The sequence below is a fragment of the Anaerococcus sp. Marseille-P3625 genome (assembly GCF_900232825.1).
In the GTDB taxonomy this organism is placed as follows: domain Bacteria; phylum Bacillota; class Clostridia; order Tissierellales; family Peptoniphilaceae; genus Anaerococcus.
The window spans coordinates 13,211-35,053 of the sequence record NZ_OCTP01000011.1 but is presented as its reverse complement, the minus strand read 5'-3'; the positions used below and the strand labels follow the sequence as shown (position 1 = coordinate 35,053).

22 protein-coding genes and 1 tRNA gene are annotated in these 21,843 nt (G+C 32.4%); all 23 read left to right on the top strand.

Annotation, left to right across the window (positions count from 1 at the left end):
- The first annotated feature begins 10 nt into the window (after positions 1-10).
- The 23 genes from CS884_RS05105 (at position 11) to CS884_RS04995 (ending at position 21,841) form a co-directional block, all read left to right on the top strand.
- Positions 11-700: a hydrolase gene (locus tag CS884_RS05105; RefSeq protein WP_099320982.1), complete on the top strand. Its 690-nt coding sequence runs from the start codon at positions 11-13 to the stop codon at positions 698-700.
- A gap of 10 nt (positions 701-710) precedes the next feature.
- On the top strand, positions 711-1,655 hold the full coding sequence (locus CS884_RS05100) for a P1 family peptidase (protein ID WP_099320981.1): 945 nt from the start codon (positions 711-713) through the stop codon (positions 1,653-1,655).
- Between the two features lie 198 nt (positions 1,656-1,853).
- A complete protein-coding gene (gene rpsF, locus CS884_RS05095) occupies positions 1,854-2,138 on the top strand; it encodes a 30S ribosomal protein S6 (protein WP_099320980.1) in 285 nt (94 codons plus the stop codon).
- 3 nt (positions 2,139-2,141) lie between these two features.
- The gene (locus CS884_RS05090) at positions 2,142-2,699 is read left to right on the top strand and encodes a single-stranded DNA-binding protein (protein WP_099320979.1); all 558 of its coding nucleotides are present in this window, start codon (positions 2,142-2,144) and stop codon (positions 2,697-2,699) included.
- Between the two features lie 21 nt (positions 2,700-2,720).
- Positions 2,721-2,951 carry a 30S ribosomal protein S18 gene (gene rpsR, locus CS884_RS05085; RefSeq protein WP_099320978.1) on the top strand — a complete coding sequence of 77 codons (231 nt, stop codon included), beginning with the start codon at positions 2,721-2,723 and terminating at the stop codon, positions 2,949-2,951.
- Positions 2,952-3,108: 157 nt separating this feature from the next.
- Complete coding sequence (locus CS884_RS05080) at positions 3,109-5,070, top strand: sodium-translocating pyrophosphatase (RefSeq protein WP_099320977.1); 1,962 nt, start codon at positions 3,109-3,111, stop codon at positions 5,068-5,070.
- A 103-nt stretch (positions 5,071-5,173) separates the two neighbouring features.
- A tRNA-Leu gene (locus CS884_RS05075) sits at positions 5,174-5,263 on the top strand.
- 133 nt (positions 5,264-5,396) lie between these two features.
- On the top strand, positions 5,397-8,042 hold the full coding sequence (gene polA, locus CS884_RS05070) for a DNA polymerase I (protein ID WP_099320976.1): 2,646 nt from the start codon (positions 5,397-5,399) through the stop codon (positions 8,040-8,042).
- A complete protein-coding gene (gene coaE / locus CS884_RS05065; RefSeq protein WP_099320975.1) occupies positions 8,029-8,622 on the top strand; it encodes a dephospho-CoA kinase in 594 nt (197 codons plus the stop codon). Before polA ends, coaE begins: the two co-directional genes overlap by 14 nt.
- A complete protein-coding gene (locus tag CS884_RS05060) occupies positions 8,619-9,275 on the top strand; it encodes a lytic transglycosylase domain-containing protein (protein ID WP_099320974.1) in 657 nt (218 codons plus the stop codon). Before coaE ends, CS884_RS05060 begins: the two co-directional genes overlap by 4 nt.
- Positions 9,276-9,340: 65 nt before the next feature.
- On the top strand, positions 9,341-10,660 hold the full coding sequence (gene rsxC / locus CS884_RS05055; RefSeq protein WP_099320973.1) for an electron transport complex subunit RsxC: 1,320 nt from the start codon (positions 9,341-9,343) through the stop codon (positions 10,658-10,660).
- Positions 10,661-10,670: 10 nt separating this feature from the next.
- Positions 10,671-11,645: an RnfABCDGE type electron transport complex subunit D gene (locus CS884_RS05050; protein ID WP_099320972.1), complete on the top strand. Its 975-nt coding sequence runs from the start codon at positions 10,671-10,673 to the stop codon at positions 11,643-11,645.
- Positions 11,638-12,180, top strand: a complete 543-nt coding sequence (locus CS884_RS05045; RefSeq protein WP_099320971.1) for an FMN-binding protein — start codon at positions 11,638-11,640, stop codon at positions 12,178-12,180. Before CS884_RS05050 ends, CS884_RS05045 begins: the two co-directional genes overlap by 8 nt.
- A gap of 8 nt (positions 12,181-12,188) precedes the next feature.
- Entirely contained in the window at positions 12,189-12,851 is a 663-nt protein-coding gene (gene rsxE, locus CS884_RS05040) for an electron transport complex subunit RsxE (protein ID WP_099320970.1), read from the top strand.
- A gap of 9 nt (positions 12,852-12,860) precedes the next feature.
- A complete protein-coding gene (locus tag CS884_RS05035; RefSeq protein ID WP_099320969.1) occupies positions 12,861-13,433 on the top strand; it encodes an electron transport complex protein RnfA in 573 nt (190 codons plus the stop codon).
- Between the two features lie 9 nt (positions 13,434-13,442).
- Complete coding sequence (locus tag CS884_RS05030) at positions 13,443-14,243, top strand: RnfABCDGE type electron transport complex subunit B (RefSeq protein ID WP_099320968.1); 801 nt, start codon at positions 13,443-13,445, stop codon at positions 14,241-14,243.
- 108 nt (positions 14,244-14,351) lie between these two features.
- Positions 14,352-14,732, top strand: coding sequence for a NusG domain II-containing protein (locus CS884_RS05025; RefSeq protein WP_099320967.1), 381 nt, complete (start codon positions 14,352-14,354; stop codon positions 14,730-14,732).
- Between the two features lies 1 nt (position 14,733).
- The gene (locus CS884_RS05020) at positions 14,734-15,273 is read left to right on the top strand and encodes a Gx transporter family protein (RefSeq protein WP_099320966.1); all 540 of its coding nucleotides are present in this window, start codon (positions 14,734-14,736) and stop codon (positions 15,271-15,273) included.
- Positions 15,248-15,928 (top strand): DNA repair protein RadC, encoded by a 681-nt coding sequence (gene radC, locus CS884_RS05015; RefSeq protein ID WP_099320965.1) that lies wholly within the window; start codon positions 15,248-15,250, stop codon positions 15,926-15,928. The genes CS884_RS05020 and radC overlap by 26 nt, the downstream gene beginning before the upstream one ends.
- 13 nt (positions 15,929-15,941) lie before the next feature.
- On the top strand, positions 15,942-16,952 hold the full coding sequence (locus CS884_RS05010) for a rod shape-determining protein (RefSeq protein WP_099320964.1): 1,011 nt from the start codon (positions 15,942-15,944) through the stop codon (positions 16,950-16,952).
- A 7-nt stretch (positions 16,953-16,959) separates the two neighbouring features.
- Positions 16,960-17,856 (top strand): rod shape-determining protein MreC, encoded by an 897-nt coding sequence (mreC, locus tag CS884_RS05005; protein ID WP_099320963.1) that lies wholly within the window; start codon positions 16,960-16,962, stop codon positions 17,854-17,856.
- Positions 17,849-18,337 carry a rod shape-determining protein MreD gene (gene mreD / locus CS884_RS05000; RefSeq protein WP_099321754.1) on the top strand — a complete coding sequence of 163 codons (489 nt, stop codon included), beginning with the start codon at positions 17,849-17,851 and terminating at the stop codon, positions 18,335-18,337. The genes mreC and mreD overlap by 8 nt, the downstream gene beginning before the upstream one ends.
- A gap of 12 nt (positions 18,338-18,349) precedes the next feature.
- Positions 18,350-21,841, top strand: a complete 3,492-nt coding sequence (locus tag CS884_RS04995) for a penicillin-binding transpeptidase domain-containing protein (RefSeq protein WP_099320962.1) — start codon at positions 18,350-18,352, stop codon at positions 21,839-21,841.
- Positions 21,842-21,843 lie beyond the last annotated feature (2 nt).

Sequence of the window (21,843 nt, the reverse complement as noted above, 5' to 3'; positions counted from 1 at the left end):
GAGGTAATTTATGAGCGAGAAAAAAGAAAAATACATACCCTTGGTTCATTCAAAATTAAGAAAATCTTTTATTACAGTTCCAAAAGAAATTTACAAGGCAAGTGGCATTGTAATTTTTGAAAAAAGAATTAAATCCCTACTATTTACCACAGATCTTGCAATAATAAGAAATACCAATGCCGATAGTATTATGGTTGTATATCCTTACACCCCACAAAACTCCATTTCAGATGCCATTATTAATGTTGCAAATGTACCATGCTTTATTGGAGCAGGTGGAGGAACTACCCAAGGTTTGAGATCAAAATATGTTGCAATAGAAGCAGAACTTGCTGGAGCTTATGGAGTTGTAGTAAATTCTCCAATGCCAAATTCCGATATAAAAGAAATATCTGAATTTGTCGATATACCAGTAATAGCAACAGTTACAAGTCTTAAAAATGATTATATGGGCAAAATTAAAGCAGGTGCAGAAATTTTAAATATTTCTGGTGGCAGATACACAGCAGATTTAGTAAGAAAAATAAGAGCTGATGTAGGAGAAAAATTTCCAATAATTGCAACAGGCGGTAAAACAGGAGAGCAAATTTTAGAAACAATTGAAGCTGGAGCTAATGCCATAAGCTATACCCCGCCTTCAAGTGCAGAAGTATTTGCCCAAATGATGGACAAATACAGAAATGAAGATGTGGCAAAATAAGGAATAAAATATGTATGAAGGTTACATTACCGATATAAAAAGGATAAAAATTGGTCATAGCGAAAATTTAAAAGCAGGAACAGGACTTACAGTTTTAATCCCACCAGCAAATAACACTTGCTCAGTAGAAGTAAGAGGATCAGCACCAGGGACTCGTGAAACTGATTTATTAGATCCAATAAACAGCGTAGAATCTGTAAATGCCATAATTTTAAGCGGTGGCTCAGCTTATGGACTTGATGCAGCTAGTGGAGTAATGCACGCTTTAGAAAAAGATGGTTTGGGATTTGATGTTGGAGTTTGCAAAGTGCCAATAGTAAGCCAAGCAGTTTTATTTGACCTTGCCTATAAAGATTGGAAAATTCGCCCTGATGAAAAAATGGGTGAAATTGCCTACAAAAACGCAAGTGAAAAAGAAAATCGTCAAGGAATAATTGGAGCTGGCACAGGAGCTACTGTTGGAAAAATTTTGGGCATGGAAAATGCTATGAAATCTGGCCTAGGATCTGCAAGTATAAAAGTAAAAGATCTGATTGTAGCAGCTATAGTTGCAGTTAACGCCTTTGGCGATATCTACGATTATGAAAAAAGAATTCAAATTGCAGGGCCAAAAGTCGATGGGAAAATTTTAAATACGCTTGATATAATGCCAAAAACAATGATAGATTTTACAAGCTTTGCCAACAAAAATACAACAATTGGAATAATTGCAACAAATGCAAAATTTGATAAAACAAGGCTTAAAAAAATTTCTCAAATGGCTCATGATGGCTTTGCAAGATCAATAAACCCAGTTCACACAGGCTTTGACGGCGATACAATATTTGCTCTATCAACTAACGAAATAAATTCAGACCTTAATCTAGTTGGATCTTTGGCAGCTAAAGTTGTTTCAAGAGCCATAGCAAATGCAATTTATGCTAGCACAAGTAAAAATGGAATAAAAAGCAAGTGAAAATTAATCGACGATGTTATTAAAATCATATAGAACTACTTCGAACAACTAGATCAGATAAAAAAATTAATTTTATTAAAAAAATAATAATATTAAATAAGAAAATATTGACTTAATAAAAGAAAATAGTAAAATATATCAGTAACACTCTACTCCGTGAGCAATTAACGGGGTCGTTGACCAAAGGGAGGTGAAAAGATGAATAATTATGAAGCAGTATTGATTTTCAAAGCTGATATGACAGATGAAAGCAGAACTGAACTATTAGAAAAATTCAAAAATGTAATTGCAGAAAATGGTGAAGTTACAAGCGTTGATGACTGGGGCAAAAGAAGATTAGCTTACGAAATTAATTATATCAGAGATGGATATTATTATATCGTAGACTTTAAATCAGAGCCTGACCATATCAAGGAATTTGAAAGAAGACTTAGACTTTCAGAATCCATAATCAGATACATGGTTATCAGAAAAGAGGACTAATCAATGAATAGAGTTATACTTATTGGAAGATTAACAAGAGATCCGGAATTAAGATATACTCAAAATAACCAAGCAGTGGCAAGTTTTACTCTTGCTGTTGACAAAAGACTTAGTAGAGAAAAGAGAGCAGAAGCAGAATCTTTAAATCGTCCGACAGCTGATTTTATCCGCATAACTGTATGGGGTAAACAAGGTGAAAATGCATCCAGATATCTAAGAAAAGGAAGTCAATGCGCTGTTGAAGGTAGCATAAATACAGGTAGCTATCAAGATAGAGAAACAGGCAAAACTGTTTATACGACAGAAGTTTGGGCTAATAATGTTGAATTTATAGGCTCAAAATCTGATAATCAATCTAGCGGCTACAGTAATAGTAATTATGGTGACAACCAAGATTATGGTAACAATAATTATGGTGGCAACCAAGATTATGGCAATAATAATTACTCTCAAACAGGCTATCAAAACAATAATCAAAGCCAAGGAGCTTTTGATGATAACGACGATTTCTTTGATGATGATTTCACAGAAATTGAGGATGATGGTAGGATTCCATTCTAAAAATAGAAAGAAAGGAATAACATGGCACCAAATAGAAGATTCAAACCTAGAAAAAAGGTTGATCCATTTGTAAAAGATCCTTCAAAAGTGATCGATTATAAAGATATTGAAACTTTAAAAAGATTTATTTCCGACAGAGGAAAGATCTTACCAAGAAGAGTGACAGGTCTTAATGCAAAGCATCAAAGAGAAATCACACGTGCAATCAAACGTGCTAGACAAGTAGCATTATTACCTTACGAAGAAAACTAAAATAAAAATTAAACATTCAATAAGCAATAATAAGCGCTTAAAGTTAATGCATGTGTGTATGGCTTAAGCGTTTTTTATTTATTATATTAAGAAAACATTGTAAATCTTTGACAAATACATTAAAATATATATATACAAATTTTTAGGAGGTATTTTTATGTCTGTTGAGATTGTATCTTTAGTTGTAGCCATTTTAGCTATAGTGTTCATGGGCTTTAACATAAAAGCAAAAATCATGCCACTATCAGATGGAAATGAGCGTATGCAACAAATCTCAAGCTATATTAGAAACGGAGCAATGACTTTCATTAAGAGAGAATATTCCTTCATTGCAATTTTTGTCGTTGTTGTAGCAATTTTACTAGCAATATTTTTAAATGTTAGAATCATGGTTTGTTATTTACTTGGTTCTATGTTATCAATGCTTGCAGGTTTTATTGGTATGAGAGTTTCTACAGCAAGTAACGTAAGATGTGCTAACCAAGCTCACCAAGAAGGTCAAGATGGAGCTTTAAAGGTAGCATTTTCAGGCGGTTCTGTAATGGGAATGGCTGTAACAGGTCTTGGATTTATTGGAGTAATTATTGCATATATCAATTTTAAAGACCCAGCTATCCTTATGGGATATTCTCTAGGAGCTTCATCTGTTGCATTATTTGCAAGAGTTGGTGGTGGTATTTATACCAAAGCTGCTGACCTTGGAGCTGATTTAGTTGGTAAAGTAGAAGCAGGAATTCCAGAAGATGACCCAAGAAACCCAGCTGTTATAGCTGATAACGTTGGAGATAACGTAGGCGATGTTGCTGGAATGGGTGCAGACTTATTTGAATCATATGTAGGAGCAATAATTTCTTCTATGACCTTAGGTCTAGTTTATTTCCAAAATGCTGGTATAGAATTTACTTTATTCTTATCTGCTCTAGGAATTTGTGCATCAATTATTGCTTCTATAGTATTTTTAGTAAGTAAACATAATAATCCACAAAAATCTTTAATGGGAACCCTATATATCTCAGGAGCCATAGTTCTTGTCGGTGCTTTATTCTTATCAAATAAATATTTTGGCAATTACAGTGCAGCACTTGCTGTAATTACAGGACTTGTAGCTGGTATTTTAATAGGATTATTAACTGAAATTTATACTTCAGATAAATATAAACACGTAAAATACATTGCAAAAGAATCATCAACAGGTGTTGCAACCAACATCATTGCTGGACTTTCAACTGGTATGCTTTCAACAGTATTTCCTATCATAGTAATTGCTATTGCAATTATGCTTTCATTTAAAGTTATGGGAGTATTCGGTATAGCACTTGCTGCTGTAGGAATGCTTTCAATAACAGGAATTACAGTAACAGTTGATGCTTACGGTCCAATAACAGATAATGCTGGTGGTATAGCAGAAATGAGCTACCTACCAGAAAGCGTTCGTGATATTACAGATGGCCTTGACTCAATAGGAAATACAACTGCTGCAATTGGTAAAGGATTTGCAATTGGATCTGCTGCACTAACAGCACTTTCATTATTCATCTCTTACGCAGAATCAATAAATATAACAGAAATTTCTATACTTGATAGTAGAGTAGTAGCTGGAATGTTTATTGGAGCAATGCTTCCATTCCTATTTTCAGCTTTGACAATGAACTCTGTAGGAAAAGCAGCAAGCCAAATGATAGATGAAGTTAGAAGACAATTTAGAGAAAATGATCAAATCCTTGAAGGAAATGCAGATCCAGATTATCAAAATTGTATACAAATTTCAACAACAGCTTCTCTTAGAGAGATGATTATCCCTGGTATTCTTGCAATTGTCGTACCAATAATTGTTGGATTTATCTTAGGACCTCACGCTCTTGGTGGATTACTTGCAGGAGCTTTGGTAACAGGAGTAATGATGGCAATATTTATGTCAAATGCTGGTGGAGCTTGGGATAACGCTAAGAAATACATCGAAGGCGGTGTAGAAGGCGGTAAAGGTTCAGATGCTCACAAAGCTTCAGTAGTAGGTGATACAGTTGGAGATCCATTCAAAGATACTTCAGGACCATCACTAAACATTTTAATCAAACTTATGACTATAGTTTCTGTAGTATTTGCAGGATTATTTATATAAGAAAACAAAAGGCGAGGAGAAATCCTCGCTTTTTTTAAACCAAACTTTGAATAGACTTATTTGACAAAAATAAAAATTAATTATATAATTATCTAGTATTTACGCAGGATTGGCGGAATTGGCAGACGCGCAAGACTAAGGATCTTGTGACCGATTTTAGGTCGTGGAAGTTCAAATCTTCTATCCTGCACCAAGTTTTAATAATAATTTTTATCGAAGATCAAAAATGAGTGGTAAACATTTGTGGTCTTTTTTATTTGTTAAATTTATAGATTTTCTTTAATTTATTTCCTATTTAAGTTATACTATTAGTTAAGGAGTGAGTAATGAGTAAAACACTAATGTTAATAGATGGTTCTTCTTTAATATTTAGGGCATTTTTTGCTTTGCCAAATCTAACTAATAACGATGGGGTAATGACAAATGGAGTTTATGGTTTTTTGACCATGTATCAAAATGCCTTTGATAAATATAAGCCAGATTCTGTGCTTGTAGCCTTCGATAGAAGTAGCAAGACTTTCCGTCATGAGGAATTTAAAGACTACAAGGCCACAAGAGATAAGATGCCGTCAGAGCTTTCTTATCAATTTGGAATTTTAAAAGATATTTTAGATTCTATGAATATCAAATACACAGACCTTGAAGGTTATGAGGCAGATGATATAGTTGGCACCTATGCTAATATGGGCCAAGAAAATGGCTACAAAGTTGTAATAATAACTGGAGATAGGGATTATTTGCAATTGGTAGATGATAATATTTCTGTATATTTAACCAAAAAAGGCATATCTGATATGGCAGAGTATACTGTTGATTCCATAAAAGAAGAGTATGGCCTTTCTCCAAAACAACTAATAGATGTAAAAGGCTTACAAGGCGATAAGTCTGACAACATCCCTGGAGTAGATGGCATTGGACCTAAAAAAGCTATAGGCTTTATCAAAGAATATGGGTCTTTGGAAGGACTTTACGAACACATAGATGAAATTTCTGGCAAAAAAACCAAAGAAAGCCTAATTGACAACGAGCTTATAGCATATCTTAGCAAAAAAATAGGCACTATTGTTACCAATGCTCCAGTTGATTTGGAAATTAGCGATTTAGCGTTGAGAGAAGCTAATATCGAAGAACTTAAAGAAAAATTTTCCAAATACAATTTCAATAGATTTTTAGAAAAACTTGAAAATAATAGTAAGACCAAGGATGAAAAAATTCATGATTTTGACTATGTTATTTCAAAAGATTTTGAGAAATTACTAAAAAGTATAGATAAAGATAAAGAATTTTATTTTAAATCATTTTTTGATGGTGAAAATTATATCCATTCTAAGATTTATAAAATTGCCATAAAAACAAGAGATTCAGAAACTTATGTAATTGATTCAAATAAAAAATTTGTCGAAAGTTTTAAGGAAATTTTTGAAAATCCAGAAATTAACAAGATTTCTTTTGATATAAAAGAAGATTTAGTTTTGCTCGATAAATTAGGAATTAATGTTAATATGGCTTATGATGATTTGATGCTCATGCATTATCTAATCGATCCTTCAAGATCTTCCTACGATATCAAAAATCTAAGCCAATCTTTTTCTGACAAAGAAGTATTAAATGAAAGTGATTTGTTAGGTAAGGGTGCTAAAAAAATAGCTTTTGAAAAACTTGAAGAAGAAAAATTATATAATTATATGGCTTCTTTTTTGTATACACTGGAAAATTCCAAAGAAAAACTTATAGACGAATTAGAAAATTACAAGATGCTAGATCTTTACAAGGATATTGAAATTCCATTATCCAAAGTCTTGGCGGATATGGAAATAAATGGTTTTGTGACAGATTTTAATGTCTTGGAAGATTTGAAAAAAGAAATCGACCAAATATTAGAAGATCTAACGAAAGACATATACGAATTGGCTGGTAGCGAATTTAATATAAATTCTCCAAAGCAATTGGGCGAAATTTTATTTAAGGATTTAGATTTACCAGTAATCAAAAAAACCAAAACTGGATTTTCCACAGATGCCAAAGTTTTGGAAAAACTTAGAGATAAGCATCAAATAATACCAAAGATTGAAAAATACAGAGAGATGTATAAATTGCGCTCAACATACATTGAAGGCTTGGAAAATTCTATAGACGAAGATGGAAGAATTAGATCAACCTTTAGGCAAAATATCGCATCAACCGGTAGATTATCTTCAACAGAACCAAATTTGCAAAATCTACCAATTCGAACTGAAGAAGGCAGGAAAATTAGAAAAGCTTTCAAGGCAAGTCCTGGAATGATTTTAATTGATGCAGATTATTCTCAAATCGAGCTTAGAATTTTAGCTTCCTTGGCAAATGATCAAAATATGATTGATGCTTTTAATCATGGAGTTGATATTCATACAAAAACAGCTTCAGAGGTATTTAAAAGACCGATTGATGAGGTCACAAAGGAAGAAAGATACAGAGCTAAGGCTGTAAATTTTGGTATAATATATGGTATAAGCGATTATGGTTTGTCGCAAAATCTAAATATACCAAGAAAAGTTGCCAAAGAATATATAGATAATTATAAAAAATCTTATCCAAATATCAAAAAATACATGGAAGATATAGTAAAAGATGCAAGAGAAAAAGGCTACACTCAAACACTTTTTAATAGGAGAAGATATATACCAGAAATTTCTTCTAAGAATTTTAATGTAAGAAGTTTTGGAGAAAGAGTTGCCTTAAACACTCCAATCCAAGGAACAGCGGCAGATATTATAAAAATTGCCATGATAAAAACTTACGAAAATCTCAAAAAAGAGAAAGTAAATGCTAGGATAATTCTACAAATCCACGATGAGATTATCATTGAATCGACAATTGAAGATAAACAAAAAGCTGAAAAGATATTAAAAGATTCCATGGAAAGTGCAGCAAAACTTAAAGTGGCATTGCTTGTCGAAATTGACAGTGGAGAAAGTATGTATGAATCCAAGTAAAATTGTAATCACTGGGACGATAGCTTCGGGCAAATCAACCTTATCAAATCTTTTAAAGGAATATGGTTTTGATCTAATATCAGCTGATGAAATCAACAAAAAACTCCTAGAAAAAGGTGAAAAAAATTATCTTGCTATCAAAAATTCCGGTTGTTTTGATCAGGCTTTTGATAGAGAAATTTTAGATAAGAAAAAATTAGCGGAAATTATTTTTTCAGACCCTAAGAAACTATCTTTACTAAATAAGCTCACTCATAAGAATATCTTAGAAGAAATAAACAGAGAAATAAGCCAAATTTCAAAAAAAGTTGTCTTTATTGAAATTCCCTTGTATTTTCAAATGAAGGAGAAATTTGTCGCAGATGAAATTTGGCTAGTTATCGCAAATGAGCAAGTTCAATTGCAAAGGTTGGCAAAAAGAGATGGCATAGATTTAACTTTTGCCAAAACCAAGATAGAAAGTCAAAAAACTACAGAAAATATGATAGATAAAAGTCAAGTGGTTTTTGATAATAGTTCATCAGTTGATGAACTTAATAAAAAATTAAAAGAAATTTTAGAAAAAAAGGATTTATTATGAAAGTTTTAAAATTTTTAGGAAAAATTATAGGTTTTATAATCCTAACAATACTTACGGTTATTGGCCTAAGTTATGGAATAATAGCTTATCAGACCTCAAGAACTCAGATAAATTACCAAGATCAAATAAAAAAATATTCCGATAAATACAATGTTGATCCGCTCTTGACTGCAGCAATTGTAAAAGTCGAGTCTGATTTTGATAACGATGCCCAAAGCCACCAAAATGCCAAGGGACTTATGCAATTATTAGATGAAACCGCCAAGCATTCAGCAGAAGTTATAGGAGAAAAATATTATCCGGAAAAATTAAATGACATCGATTATAACCTAAATTTAGGCGTAGGTTATTATGATTATCTTTTTAAATATTACAATAACAAAGAACTTGCCCTTGCAGCCTACAACGGTGGAGTAGGAAATATCGATAAATGGATAGATGAAGGCTTATTAAATAAAGACGATCCAGATATTTCAAAAATTCCTTTTAATGAAACTAGGCAATATGTGACCAAGGTATTGTCAAATTATAATGTATACAAAACTTTTTACAAAGATGGCTTGCCTACAAACATGGAATTATCGGATTTGGGACAATTATCTTACAATAATTACATGAAATTTATTGACCAAATTTTATCGGATATAAGATAATGATTGAGAAATTTAACAATTTAATTTATAATATAAGAGAGCAAAAGAAAAAGAAGGAGAGAAATATGGCCCAAGATGTTTTAACATTTAAAAAGGGTGTACATATAGATGAGTTTAAGGAACTATCAGAAGATAGCAATCTATTAGTTCTTGAAGTTCCCAAACAAGTGGTAATTCCGCTTACTCAACACATAGGTGCCCCTAGTAAGTGCTTAGTAAACAAAAAAGATGAAGTGGCAGTTGGTCAATTAATCGGTCAAGCGGTCGGTAATTTTTCAGCTAATATTCACTCATCAGTAGCTGGCGTTGTTACAGATATCATTGATATACAAACAGCTTCAGGTAAAAATGCTCAAGCTGTCGTAATTGATACAGAAGGCTTTGATCAAAACAAAGAGTACATATTAAATGAGCATGTAGATTTAAGCAAAGAAGAAATCGTTAGCAAAATCAAGGATGCAGGAATTGTAGGAATGGGTGGAGCAGCTTTTCCAACTCACATCAAATACACTCCTCCAAAACCAATTGATACAGTAATTGTTAATGGTGCAGAATGCGAGCCTTATGTTACATGTGATGATTACATACTTAAAAACAAGCCTGAAGCGATTGTAAAAGGACTTTCTTTATTAGTAAAGGCAGTTGATGCCAAAGAAGGAATCATAGCAATCGAAGATAATAAGCCAAAAGCTTACGAAAGCATAGCAAATTATCTAAAAAATTATGATGCTAAAGTAAAACTAAGAGTAGTAAAATTAGCTACCAAATATCCACAAGGCGATGAAAAAAGAATTATTGATGCAGTCCTTCATAGACATGTTCCATCAGGTGGTTTACCAATGGATGTCGGAGTAAATGTATCAAACGTTTCTTCAGTAAATGCAGTTTATGAAGCAATTTATTACGATAAACCTTTGTATGAAAGAGTGATGACTGTAACAGGTCATAATATTAACAAACCAACAAATATGTTGGTAAAAATAGGAACAGCTTTTGAATATGCAATAGATCAAGCAGCTGGTACAAAAGGGGAAATCGGCAAAATCATAAACGGTGGTCCAATGATGGGAATTGCTCAACCAACAAACGATAAACCAATTGAAAAAGCTACAAACTGTATCTTAGTTCAAACCAAAGAAGAAGCAATTCCACCAGTTACTGAGCCTTGCATAAGATGTGCAAGATGCGTAGAAGTTTGCCCAGTTAATTTAATGCCTTTGTATATTCACAAATTTGCCCTAAAGGAAAAATTAGATATGGCAGAATCATACAGAATTATGGATTGTATAGAATGTGGATCTTGCTCTTATATTTGTCCATCAAAAAGGCCTTTGGTCGAAGCTATAAGATTTGGCAAAAGACAAATAAGACAAGCAGGAAAATAAGGGGAGAAATATGGAAAATACAGAAAAATTATTAGTTACATCTTCTCCTCATGTGAGAAGAAATAGAAGTGTCCAAAAGGAAATGCTAGATGTAGTAATTGCACTTGTACCTGCTGGACTTGCAGCAATTTATTATTTTGGTTTAAGAGCTTTATTACTAATTGCTGTATCAGTTTTAACATGTCTACTATCAGAAACTTTGTTTAACAAAGCAATAAAAAAGGAAAATACTATAAAAGATTGCTCAGCTATAGTTACTGGTATTTTGTTAGCCTTTAACGTACCATGTACACTACCAGTTTGGCAAATTGTTATAGGAGCAGCCTTTGCAATAGTTGTTGTAAAAATGGCATTTGGTGGAATTGGACAAAATATTGTAAACCCTGCCTTGGCAGCTCGTGCATTTATGCTTGCATCATGGCCAAGCGCTATGACAAATTTCATAGCTCCAGATAAAATTTCACAACTAAAAGATGGTGTAGATATTGCTGCAATAACATCTGCAACACCTTTATCTGATCCAGAAAGCTATAAATTAATGGATTTATTCTTAGGAAATATTCCTGGATCATTAGGAGAAGTATCAGCACTTGCTTTAATGATAGGTTTTGTTTATTTATTAATAAGAAGAGTAGTAAGCATAAAAATGCCTCTAATCTACATATTTACAGCAAGCGTACTTCTAGGTTTGTTCAATGGTTTTGATAATATTTTAAGAGATATTTTATCAGGCGGAATGTTACTTGGTGCATTTTTCATGCTAACAGATTATACAACAAGCCCAGTAACACCAAATGGTCAAATTGTATTTGCAGTCTTGGCAGGATTTTTAACTGCTATTATAAGATCTTTTGGAGGATATCCAGAAGGTGTAAGCTATTCAATATTACTTGCAAACCTTGTAGTACCAATCATAGAAAAATATACCATGCCAAAAGTATTTGGTGTTGATTATACAAAAAACAAAGGAGTAGCAAATGAATAAAAGTTTAAAACTTGGATTAAAATTACTTCTTATTACAACTGTAACAGGTTTGCTTTTAGCCTTTACCAACAATATGACAGCACCAGTTATTGCTGAAAGAAAGGCAGAAGAATTAAAACAATCATTGGCAATTGTATATCCAGCTGATAAATATGAAGAAGTTGAAGTTGAAAAACCAGATACTGTCACAAATGTCTACAAGGCAAGCTCAGCTGATGGTGATGGTTACGTATTTCAAATTAATTCACCTGGTGGTTATGGTGGAAATATAGAATTTTTAATTGGTGTGGATAGCGAAAACAAGATCACTGGTTTTGCACCACTAAGCCATTCCGAATCAGCAGGATTTGGCCAACAAATGGAAGAAGACGCTTTCAAAGAAGGAACTGTAGGAGTTAGTATGGATAGTGAAGTTAAGGCTTCAAAAACTGGTGGCGAAAATGAGATCGTAGGAATTTCTGGAGCTACAATTTCAACAACTACAATCCTTCGTGGTATCAACGATGCCAGAAGCGTATTAGAGAAGCTTAAATAGGAGTTATTATGGAACAACAATTCGATAGACCTATTGAAAATGTAGAAGAAAAAACAGAAGAGAAGAAAAAACACGATTTCGGGAAAATTTTTAAAGATGGTGTCTTAACAAACAACCCAGTACTTGTACAAATGGTTGGTATGTGTTCAGTATTAGCTATATCTTCAAGCTTAACTAATGCTATAGGAATGGGAATTGCAGTAATTTTTGTATTGACAATGAGTAACTTAGTAATATCTCTACTTAGAAATTTCATAGAAGATGAAGTTAGAATTCCATCATTTATAGTAGTTATAGCAGGATTTGTAACCATAGTACAGATGTTAATAAAAGCATACTCACCAGCTTTAGATAAATCTCTAGGAATTTTCATTCCACTTATAGTAGTAAACTGTATAATTCTTGCTCGTGCTGAAGGATTTGCTTCACAAAACGGTCCAATAGAATCAATCGTAGATGGAATTAGCCAAGGCTTAGGTTATACTATTGCTATTTCAATACTTGCATCTATAAGAGAGCTTTTTGGTTCAGGAACTTTATTTGGAGTACGAATTATTGCAAAAGAATACACGATAGGATTTTTCTTACAACCAGCATCATCTTTTATCTTGCTAGGCTTATTGTTTGCAGGATTTGCTGCATTGACAAGTAAGAAAAAGAAAGCAAATTAGGAGATAAAAATGAGTGGCTTAATTTCAATAATAATAGGAACAATTTTTGTATCTAACTATGTATTAGGACAATTCTTAGGTATCTGCCCTACACTTGGTGTAACAAGCAAAGTAGAAACCGCAACAGGTATGGGATTTGCAGTAGTTTTCGTAATAACACTAGCTTCCCTAATCACATGGATTATTCAATATTATTTGTTAGAAAAATTTAACATTCAATATTTGCAAACAGTTGTATTTATACTTGTAATTGCAACTTTAGTTCAATCAGTAGAAGCAGTAATGAAAAAATCACTACCAAGCTTATATGCAGCTCTTGGTGTTTATTTGCCATTGATAACTACAAACTGTGTAGTTTTGGGAGTTGCAATAAAAGTTATAGACAATGGTTATAACCTAATTCAAACTTTAGTATATGCAGTATCTGCATCAGTTGGCTTTATGCTAGCTTTGTTGATACTTGCATTTTTAAGAGAAAAAACTCAAGATAATGATATGCCAGAAGCTTTCAAAGGAGCTCCATTATCATTAATAACCCTAGGCCTTATGTCAATAGCCTTTATGGGTTTTGCAGGATTATAGGAGGCAGAAATGACTAGTATTATAACCCCTGTAATCGTCCTTGCCTTATTAGGATTTATCTTTGCCATAGCTTTGGGAGTAATTAGTGAGAAATTTCATGTAGAAACTTCAATAGAAGAAGAATCAGTAAGAGCAGCTTTACCAGGAGCTAACTGTGGTGCTTGTGGATATCCAGGTTGTGATGGTTGTGCAAAGGCCATAGCAAATGGAGAAGCTCCAGTTGACGCTTGCGTAATAGGTGGACCAGCAACAACAGCAGATGTTGCCAAAGCTATGGGAGTTGAAGCTGTTGCAGGTGGAGAAAAGCAAGTAGCAGTTGTAAAATGTAATGGCGATTGCGAAAGTGCAAAAGATAAGTATCAATATGCAGGAATAAATGATTGTAGAGCACAAATTTCCCTATTTGGCGGCAAAAAAGAATGTAACTATGGATGTTTAGGATGTGGATCTTGCGAAAAAGCTTGTCCATTTGATGCCATACATGTCCATAATGGTCTTGCTCTTGTAGATCGTAACAAGTGCGTAGCCTGCGGAAAATGCGTTAAAATTTGTCCAAAAGATATAATAACCTTAGTACCATTTGCTCAAAAAGCAGTAGTTCTTTGTTCTAACCAAGAAAAAGGAAAGGATGCTAGAAAGAAATGTAGCAAAGCTTGTATAGGTTGTACAATATGTGCCAAAACTTATCCAGAAGGCTTTGAAATGAAGAAAAATCTATCAGAAGAAAATATAAATCCTGATTTAGATTTACTTTTATTGCAAGAAGCAGCTGATAAGTGTCCAAACAAGTGTATTAAAGTATATAAATAAATTGTAAAATAAGCCGGTTAGCCGGTTTATTTTTTTTACCTAAATTTACTTATTCTTTAATTGACAATAAAAAAAATTTAATATAAACTCATATAATGAGGTATTTTTATGAAAATCAAAAGGGCAGATATAATTTTATCTTTGGCTTTATTGGTATTGAGCATAATATTAGCAGTAGTATTGGGCAAAACTAATAGCAATTTACCAAAAGTTTTAAGAATTGAAAAAGACTCAAAACTATATGGGGAATATGATTTAAGTATCGATAGAGAAATAGTTTTAGAAGATAAAAATCATTACAATAAAATCATCATAAAAAATGGCAAAGCCACAATGTATGAGGCCAATTGCCCAGATCAAATTTGTGTACATATGCATGACATTAGCAAAAGTGGTGAAACAATAATTTGCCTACCCAACAAAATTTTTTTGGAAATTGTCGATAAAAATCCAAAAAATCAACCAGAAATTGACAAGGTGGTAAGGTAATATGGATAGTACAAAGAAAGTAACAAATATAGCTTTACTTACAGCCATGGCTCTTGCCATTTCTTTAATAGAGCAAATGATTCCACTTCCAGTCCCTATTCCTGGCGCAAAACTTGGTTTTTCCAACATGATTATTTTAATTTGCCTATATTTGTATTCATTAAAATACGCCTTGCTTGTGGGAATTATAAAATCTTTTTTGCTAATGCTTATTACAGGATCTGTAAGCTCGTTTTTTTATTCGATAAGTGGAGCTATTTTTTCAGCCCTTGCAATGGGCATAAGTTTAAAATTATGGGGCAAAATGTTTAGTTTTGTTGGCATTAGTGAAATTGGTGCATTTTTTCATAATTTTGGTCAGATATTAGTTGCATCTTTTGTTATGGGAAATATAAAAATGTATCTTTATTTTCCAATTTTGGTTATTATGGGCATATTTACAAGTTTTTTTGTAGGTTTAAGCGTAAATTATATAACTAGTCACATGGATAAGATAAATTTTGGAGATATTAAAAATGAAAAGATCGATAAAAGATTTTGATGAAGATGATAGACCTCGCGAGAAATTAATCAAAGAAGGTTCAGATAGCTTAACAGATGAGGAACTTTTGGCGATAATCTTATCAACCGGGACAAAGGATAAAAACGCAATCGAGCTTGCAAGAGAAATTTTAGACACATTTTCCTATGAGGAATTGCTTGATATCGAGGTCAATGAATTAAGTAAAATTAATGGAATCAAAAATGCCAAGGCAAGTAAAGTTGTTGCTAGCCTAAAATTTGGTAGAAGAATTGCCCAAAGGTTTAATCAAAAAGAGATAAAAACTATTAAAGAAAGCAAAGATGTGTTTTTATATCTAAAAGATGAATTGAAAAACGTCAAAAACGAATATTTTTATGCTATCCTACTTGATACAAAAAATGTTATAATATCTAAAGAACTAATTAGCAAAGGAACGCTAGATCAATCTCTAGTTCACCCTAGAGAAGCTTTTAAATCTGCTATTAAAAAATCGGCAAAAAGCATAATTTTTGCCCACAATCATCCATCAGGAAATCCAAAACCCTCAAAGGATGATTTTGCAATAACAGATAGGCTTGTAAAAATTGGAGAATTATTAGATATTACCGTTCTTGACCATATAATAATAGGTGAGAACGATTATTATAGTTTTAAAAGAGAAAATTACATATAGGAGCAATAATTAGATGAAATTTAGAATGATTGCAAATGATTTTGCAATTGATTTAGGAACTAGCAATGTACTAGTATATAAAAAAAATGAAGGAATAATTTTAAGTGAACCTTCTATTATGGTACTTGATGATACAAATACAAAAGTTTTAGCTATTGGAGATAAAGCTAAGGAAATGATGGGCAAAACTCCGTCAAATTTGCAAGTTGTAAAGCCAATAGTTAATGGAGTTATAAGTGATTTTAACCTAACAGAGGCCATGCTTAATTATTTTTTCGCCAAGGTTAATCCTGGAATGTCGCTTATACAAGCAAAAATTGTCCTTTGTATTCCAACAGGAATTACAGATATAGAAACTAGGGCGATTTTAGATGCAGCTTTGCACGCAGGATCTAGAGATATTATTTTAGTTGAGCAAACTTTAGCTCAAGCTTTTGGCATGAATTTATCACCAGAAGATCCTAAGGGAAGATTGATCATAAGTATGGGAGCTGGAAGCACAGAAATTTCTGTAATTTCTTTAAATGGCATAGTTGCAGGTAAGTCCATTAATAAGGGCGGAGATTTTATCGACCAAAAAATAGTAGATTATTGTAGAGATAATAGAAAATTGGATATAGGTCTTAATACTGCAGAAAAAATCAAAATAAATATTCTAAGCCTAAAAATAAAAGATAAGGATTTGGCTATGAATGTTGAAGGTAGAGATATGCTTTCAGCTAGTCCAAAATCTATAGAAATCACCAGCAAAGACTTGGTAGAAATTATTTTGCCTTATGCAGATGAGCTTGTAAATGGAATTTATGAAGTTTTTGAACAAATTCCACCAGAATTAACCGCCGATATAAAAAGAGATGGATTTTATTTAACAGGTGGATTTAGTTTGCTTAAAGGAATCAGAGAATTTATAGAAACAAAGACAAACATCAATTCCAATGTTTCAGATAATCCATTAACAGATGCCATAAACGGCGCAGGACAAATTCTCGAAAATCCAGAAAGATTTTTCAAATATCGTAAGTAGGGAAAAAATGACATATAGAAGAAAACAAAAATCAAATAAATCTTTTATAATTACACTTATAATTTTAATATTTCTAATAGGAATTTCTTCACAAACGGATAAAATTTCTGGAGCTGGATCTAATTTGGCAAATACTATCTTTAAGCCAATAGAGAAAGTCACTTATTCAATATCATCAGAGATAATAGAACAAGTTGAAAAAACTGTCGGTTCTAAGGAAACTAGAGCTGAAGTAAATAGATTAGAAGCTTTAAACAAATCTTTGGTTTTGGAAAACGCAAGATTAAATTCAATAATAAATAAGGAAAAATTTCTAAAAGATGAAAAGGAAGCTATAGCAAAATCAAATAACACCTATATTAAGGCGAGCGTTATAAATTCAGATCTAAATTCCATGGCTGAAACTTTTACAATTGATAAGGGAAGAGCTGATGGAATTGAAGAAAATGATATAATCTTGCAAGCAATTGGAGATAGTAATTACTATACTGGCTTAGTTGGTAAAGTGAGCAAAGTTTTTGAAAATACTGCAAGAATTATAACGATAAATAATGAAGCCAATGACGTTTCCTTTGTAAATGCCAGATCCAATGACTATGGAATAATCGATAAATTTACAGCAAAAACGATCCAAGGTTTTATGCTAGATGTCGATGGCGATGCCAAAAATTCCGATATTATTCTTACAAGTGGTTTGGGAGGAGTTTATCCTTTTGGAATTTATATAGGAAAGATAAACAATGTTTCCATGAGCGAAGATTCACTTAGAAAAAATATTACAATCAATTCACCAGTAGACTTTAGCCATCTTTACAGGGTTTTAGTCCTAAAGAAAGATGCTGATTATTCTAATGATGAAATAAATGAAGATGGAGAAATGGAGGATGAAAAAGCAAATGAATAAATTTAAAACTTTTATAATTTTACTAGTGTCATTCATCCTACAAACGACCATTTTTTCAAAAATTGATATTTTTGGAGCTAATGTTAATTTGCTTTTGCCAGCTATTGTTGCAATTAGCCAAGTTTTGGCAAGCAAAACAGCTACTTATGGAGCTTTATTTGTTGGTTTGCTTGAAGATTTTCTCTTTACTAATTTTATAGGAGTAAGAGCTTTGTCATATTTTTTGCTAGGATCATTTGTAGCTAGCGATTCATTTAGATTTGGCAAAAGTAAAGTTACGGGCTTTATTTTGACAATAATTGCCAGCATTTTTAATTTTCTATTGCTAAGTTTAATTTATTATATTTTGACACGCCAATCTGGATTTTTTAATTATATACCATTGCCGTTAGTTGTAGAATCTCTATTAAACGGACTTATATATTTAATTTATATTCTAATAGTTAAGAAAATAATGTATATTCCAACATATAGGATGTAGGGGTGAAAACTAGTGAGAAATCAAAAAGAAAAAAGATTAAGTTTTATACAAATCCTAGTAGTAATTTTATTGGCTATAATTGTAATAAGACTTCACACAGTAATGATAAACCAAGGAGATTATTATAGAGATTTATCTGATAATAGAAAAGTAAAAGAAGTAGATGATCTTGCAAGTCGTGGCAATATTTACGATAGAAATGGTAAATTGCTTGCAACAAGCATACCAGCTTTTGCGGTTCAAATTTATAAAGATGAGCTTTCAAACCTTAAAGCAGAAGATAGAACAAAAAACATATCAGAGCTTGTCAAAATTTTAGAAAGCGATGGTATCAATTACACCAACGACTTTGCCATAAAGCTTAATTCCTTTGCCTACAAAAGAACTGAAGATTATTTTATCCTTGGACAAATGCCTAATGAGCTTGTCGTATCAACACTTATAGATAATGAATTGGTAAATGAATTTATAATTTCAACCTATAAAGACGATAATATCCAATATGAAACCATAAAAACTGCCTTATTGGCTCTAAAAAAGCGTGGAATTGACATTCCTTGCCACGTAAGTCAGAAAAATGGCAACTTAAGAGTTACTTTTAAAGAAAACTCCGCAGAAAAATTAAAGTCCATTGGCTATGACATAAAAGATGATCCAATAGAAGATATTGTAAATGCTATAGGTAATGACAAATCGGTATTGCTATCAGTTCTAGAAAATTCTTTTGCAAGAAAGCTTGCCTACGATATTTTGGATAAAAATAATCTTTTAGGAAGTATAGTTTTAAAACCTTGTGCAGTTAAGGCAGATGAGGATTTAGTAGAAAAAAAAGCTAAACTTTCAAAAGTTTATCCTAAAATTAACCTAAAAAGCAAAGTTGCCGATGATTTTTACGAAATCGTAAGAAAATCTACAATTGCTGATGTATTAACCCAAGCTATAGTAAAAGATGATGGAGCTTACGTTATCCCAGCTGATATTTTGATCCAACAATTAGAAAATCTTGGTATCTACGCAAACTTTGAAACAGAAGTTATAACTGAAAATGACGATCAAAAAAATGAATACAAGGTAAATGTTAGTTTCAAAAACCAGCAATCAGGTTCGCCAGTAGAAGAATTGGCAAGACTTGCAGAAAAAAACAACTTGCTAAAGCCGTTGATTTTGTCAAATGATGTAAAATACATGGCACAAAATGCCAATACTAGAAATAATATTTACCCAAATATAGATGTAACAGAAGATGATCCAGATAAATGGGATTATACTTTTAATATTGATAAGAATAATTTTTACACCTATTATGCTAGCAAAGATAGGGTAAATCCTAACAAAAAAATTATCGAAACTCTAAATAAGGAAACTGATCCAAAAATTATTTTACAATACCTAAAAAAAATAAATAAATTGGAAAATTATTCTGACACAGAAGCTTTGGGAATCCTAACAATTGATAACAAGATTAATACTCAAGGAAACTTTGGCTATAGACCTATTAATTTGGTATATAATATCGATGAATCCACAGTTTTAAAGATAAAAGAAAATATCAAAAAAACATCTGGAATTGCAGTAAATACAATACCGATTAGATCATATCCAAATAGATATGTAGCAAGTCACATCTTAGGATACATGGGGCCAATTGCCACAGAAGCAGAAATTGAAAAATACGTCAAAAAACGTGACTATTTAAGAGATGAAATAATAGGCAAGGCTGGAATTGAGGAATCTTATCAGGATAATTTGAAGGGCAAAAACGGCAAAAGCTTGGTAACAGTCGATTCATCCGGCAATAGAAAAGAAACCATATCTCAAAGTCCATCAGAACCTGGCGATGACTTATATCTTTCAATTGATTTGGACTTGCAAGAACAAGCTGAAAAATCTTTGGCAGGAGTTCTTGATGCCATTAGAAATGGCCACGCTTACGAATCCGAATATGGATTATTTATGCCAATAAGAAGAGCTGCCTATGCAGAAAGTGGTGCGGTTGTAGTTTCAGATGTAAAAACCGGTCAAGTTTTGGCTATGGCCTCCTTACCAAATTACGATCCAAATTTATTTGCCACAGGAATTTCTCAATCAGATTGGGAAAGCTTACAAGTAGAAGAAGACAGCGGACCACTAGTCCCAAGACCAATGTTAAACATAGCAAGTCAAACTGCAGTAATGCCAGGTTCAACATTTAAACTTGTATCAAGCCTTGCAGCCTTAGAAAAAGGACTTGACCCACAAGCTATCAATACTTGCCATGGATTTTTGGATATAGGAAATAGAAGATTTAATTGTCTAATCCGGACAGAAAAAGGCACAACTAATGGTGAAGAAAATCTTTATGGAGCAATTAGAGATTCTTGTAACTACTTTTTCTATTGTCTAGCTTTAGGCGAAAATCCAGGTGATGGTAGATCTGTTGGAGTTAAGTTGGAATTAAACGACATAAGAATTGCTGCAGAAAAATTAGGCCTAGATAAACCTACAGGCATAGAAATAAATATACCAAAAGAAGCAACAGGAAATATCCCTTCAATAAATAAGAAAATAGAAGTAACAAGATTAATGCTTAAAAATTATCTGGAAAAAGAATTACCACTGCACCTAAAAAATGACGTAAAAAAATCAAAAAGCGAATTTGAAAATGATGTAGTAGACATAGTTAACTTTACAGATGATCCTGAAAGCTGGACACGAAAGAAAATCTTAGACTTTTTAGATGAAAGAGGTTACGATCCAGAGCGTATTCTTGAAGGTCAAAGAGCAGGTCTTGCCGATACTATAAAATATACTTATCTAAATCAAGCCGTTTGGGATATAACAGATATGCTAAATATAGTTATAGGTCAAGGACAAAACTCCTATACGCCAATTCAAATGAATAGAGCGATTGCAACCTTAACAAACGGTGGCTATCTATACAAATACACCTTGGTGGACAAAGTTACAAATCACGATTCTCAAGATGTTTTATTTAACAATGTTCCAGAAGGCAACAGAATTGACCTAAAAGATAGAAAATATCTTGAAGATATAAAATATGGTGCTTTGCTTGTAGCTCAAAATAATAAAATCTTATCACAATTACCAGTAGAAATCGGTATAAAAACTGGTACAGCAGAAGTAGAAGGCGAAAATGCCGACGGAGTAAAATACGACAGTTACGCTTGGATGGTAGGATTTGCACCTTATGATGATCCAGAAATTGCAATAAGTATAGTCCTAACCCAGGGAGATACTTCTTACAATGCTTCGCCAATTATGCGCGATATAGTTGCAAAATATTTTGATTTAGATGTATATCTTACAAATACTGGAGATACAGGAGCAAATGTAGATAGGGGACAAATGGGAGATAATCCAACAAATGAAATTGGAAATATAATTGAAAATATAAATCCAGATCATCTAAATAAGCAAAATACCCCTACAGGAAATCAAAAAAAATCTACTAATAATCAAAATAACTCTACCAATAATCAAAACGATGCAAACAAAAGAAATTAAGG

Bases quoted from the DNA above. Each gene is read 5' to 3' on its own strand.
- CS884_RS05030 (WP_099320968.1), top strand. From the start codon at position 13,443: ATGACTAGTATTATAACCCCTGTAATCGTCCTTGCCTTATTAGGATTT.
- rpsF (WP_099320980.1), top strand. From the start codon at position 1,854: ATGAATAATTATGAAGCAGTATTGATTTTCAAAGCTGATATGACAGAT.
- rsxC (WP_099320973.1), top strand. From the start codon at position 9,341: ATGGCCCAAGATGTTTTAACATTTAAAAAGGGTGTACATATAGATGAG.
- CS884_RS05060 (WP_099320974.1), top strand. From the start codon at position 8,619: ATGAAAGTTTTAAAATTTTTAGGAAAAATTATAGGTTTTATAATCCTA.
- CS884_RS05010 (WP_099320964.1), top strand. From the start codon at position 15,942: ATGAAATTTAGAATGATTGCAAATGATTTTGCAATTGATTTAGGAACT.
- CS884_RS05025 (WP_099320967.1), top strand. From the start codon at position 14,352: ATGAAAATCAAAAGGGCAGATATAATTTTATCTTTGGCTTTATTGGTA.
- CS884_RS05105 (WP_099320982.1), top strand. From the start codon at position 11: ATGAGCGAGAAAAAAGAAAAATACATACCCTTGGTTCATTCAAAATTA.
- CS884_RS05100 (WP_099320981.1), top strand. From the start codon at position 711: ATGTATGAAGGTTACATTACCGATATAAAAAGGATAAAAATTGGTCAT.
- CS884_RS05090 (WP_099320979.1), top strand. From the start codon at position 2,142: ATGAATAGAGTTATACTTATTGGAAGATTAACAAGAGATCCGGAATTA.
- CS884_RS05045 (WP_099320971.1), top strand. From the start codon at position 11,638: ATGAATAAAAGTTTAAAACTTGGATTAAAATTACTTCTTATTACAACT.
- mreD (WP_099321754.1), top strand. From the start codon at position 17,849: ATGAATAAATTTAAAACTTTTATAATTTTACTAGTGTCATTCATCCTA.
- radC (WP_099320965.1), top strand. From the start codon at position 15,248: ATGAAAAGATCGATAAAAGATTTTGATGAAGATGATAGACCTCGCGAG.
- CS884_RS05080 (WP_099320977.1), top strand. From the start codon at position 3,109: ATGTCTGTTGAGATTGTATCTTTAGTTGTAGCCATTTTAGCTATAGTG.
- rsxE (WP_099320970.1), top strand. From the start codon at position 12,189: ATGGAACAACAATTCGATAGACCTATTGAAAATGTAGAAGAAAAAACA.
- CS884_RS05035 (WP_099320969.1), top strand. From the start codon at position 12,861: ATGAGTGGCTTAATTTCAATAATAATAGGAACAATTTTTGTATCTAAC.
- mreC (WP_099320963.1), top strand. From the start codon at position 16,960: ATGACATATAGAAGAAAACAAAAATCAAATAAATCTTTTATAATTACA.
- polA (WP_099320976.1), top strand. From the start codon at position 5,397: ATGAGTAAAACACTAATGTTAATAGATGGTTCTTCTTTAATATTTAGG.
- rpsR (WP_099320978.1), top strand. From the start codon at position 2,721: ATGGCACCAAATAGAAGATTCAAACCTAGAAAAAAGGTTGATCCATTT.
- CS884_RS05050 (WP_099320972.1), top strand. From the start codon at position 10,671: ATGGAAAATACAGAAAAATTATTAGTTACATCTTCTCCTCATGTGAGA.
- coaE (WP_099320975.1), top strand. From the start codon at position 8,029: ATGAATCCAAGTAAAATTGTAATCACTGGGACGATAGCTTCGGGCAAA.
- CS884_RS05020 (WP_099320966.1), top strand. From the start codon at position 14,734: ATGGATAGTACAAAGAAAGTAACAAATATAGCTTTACTTACAGCCATG.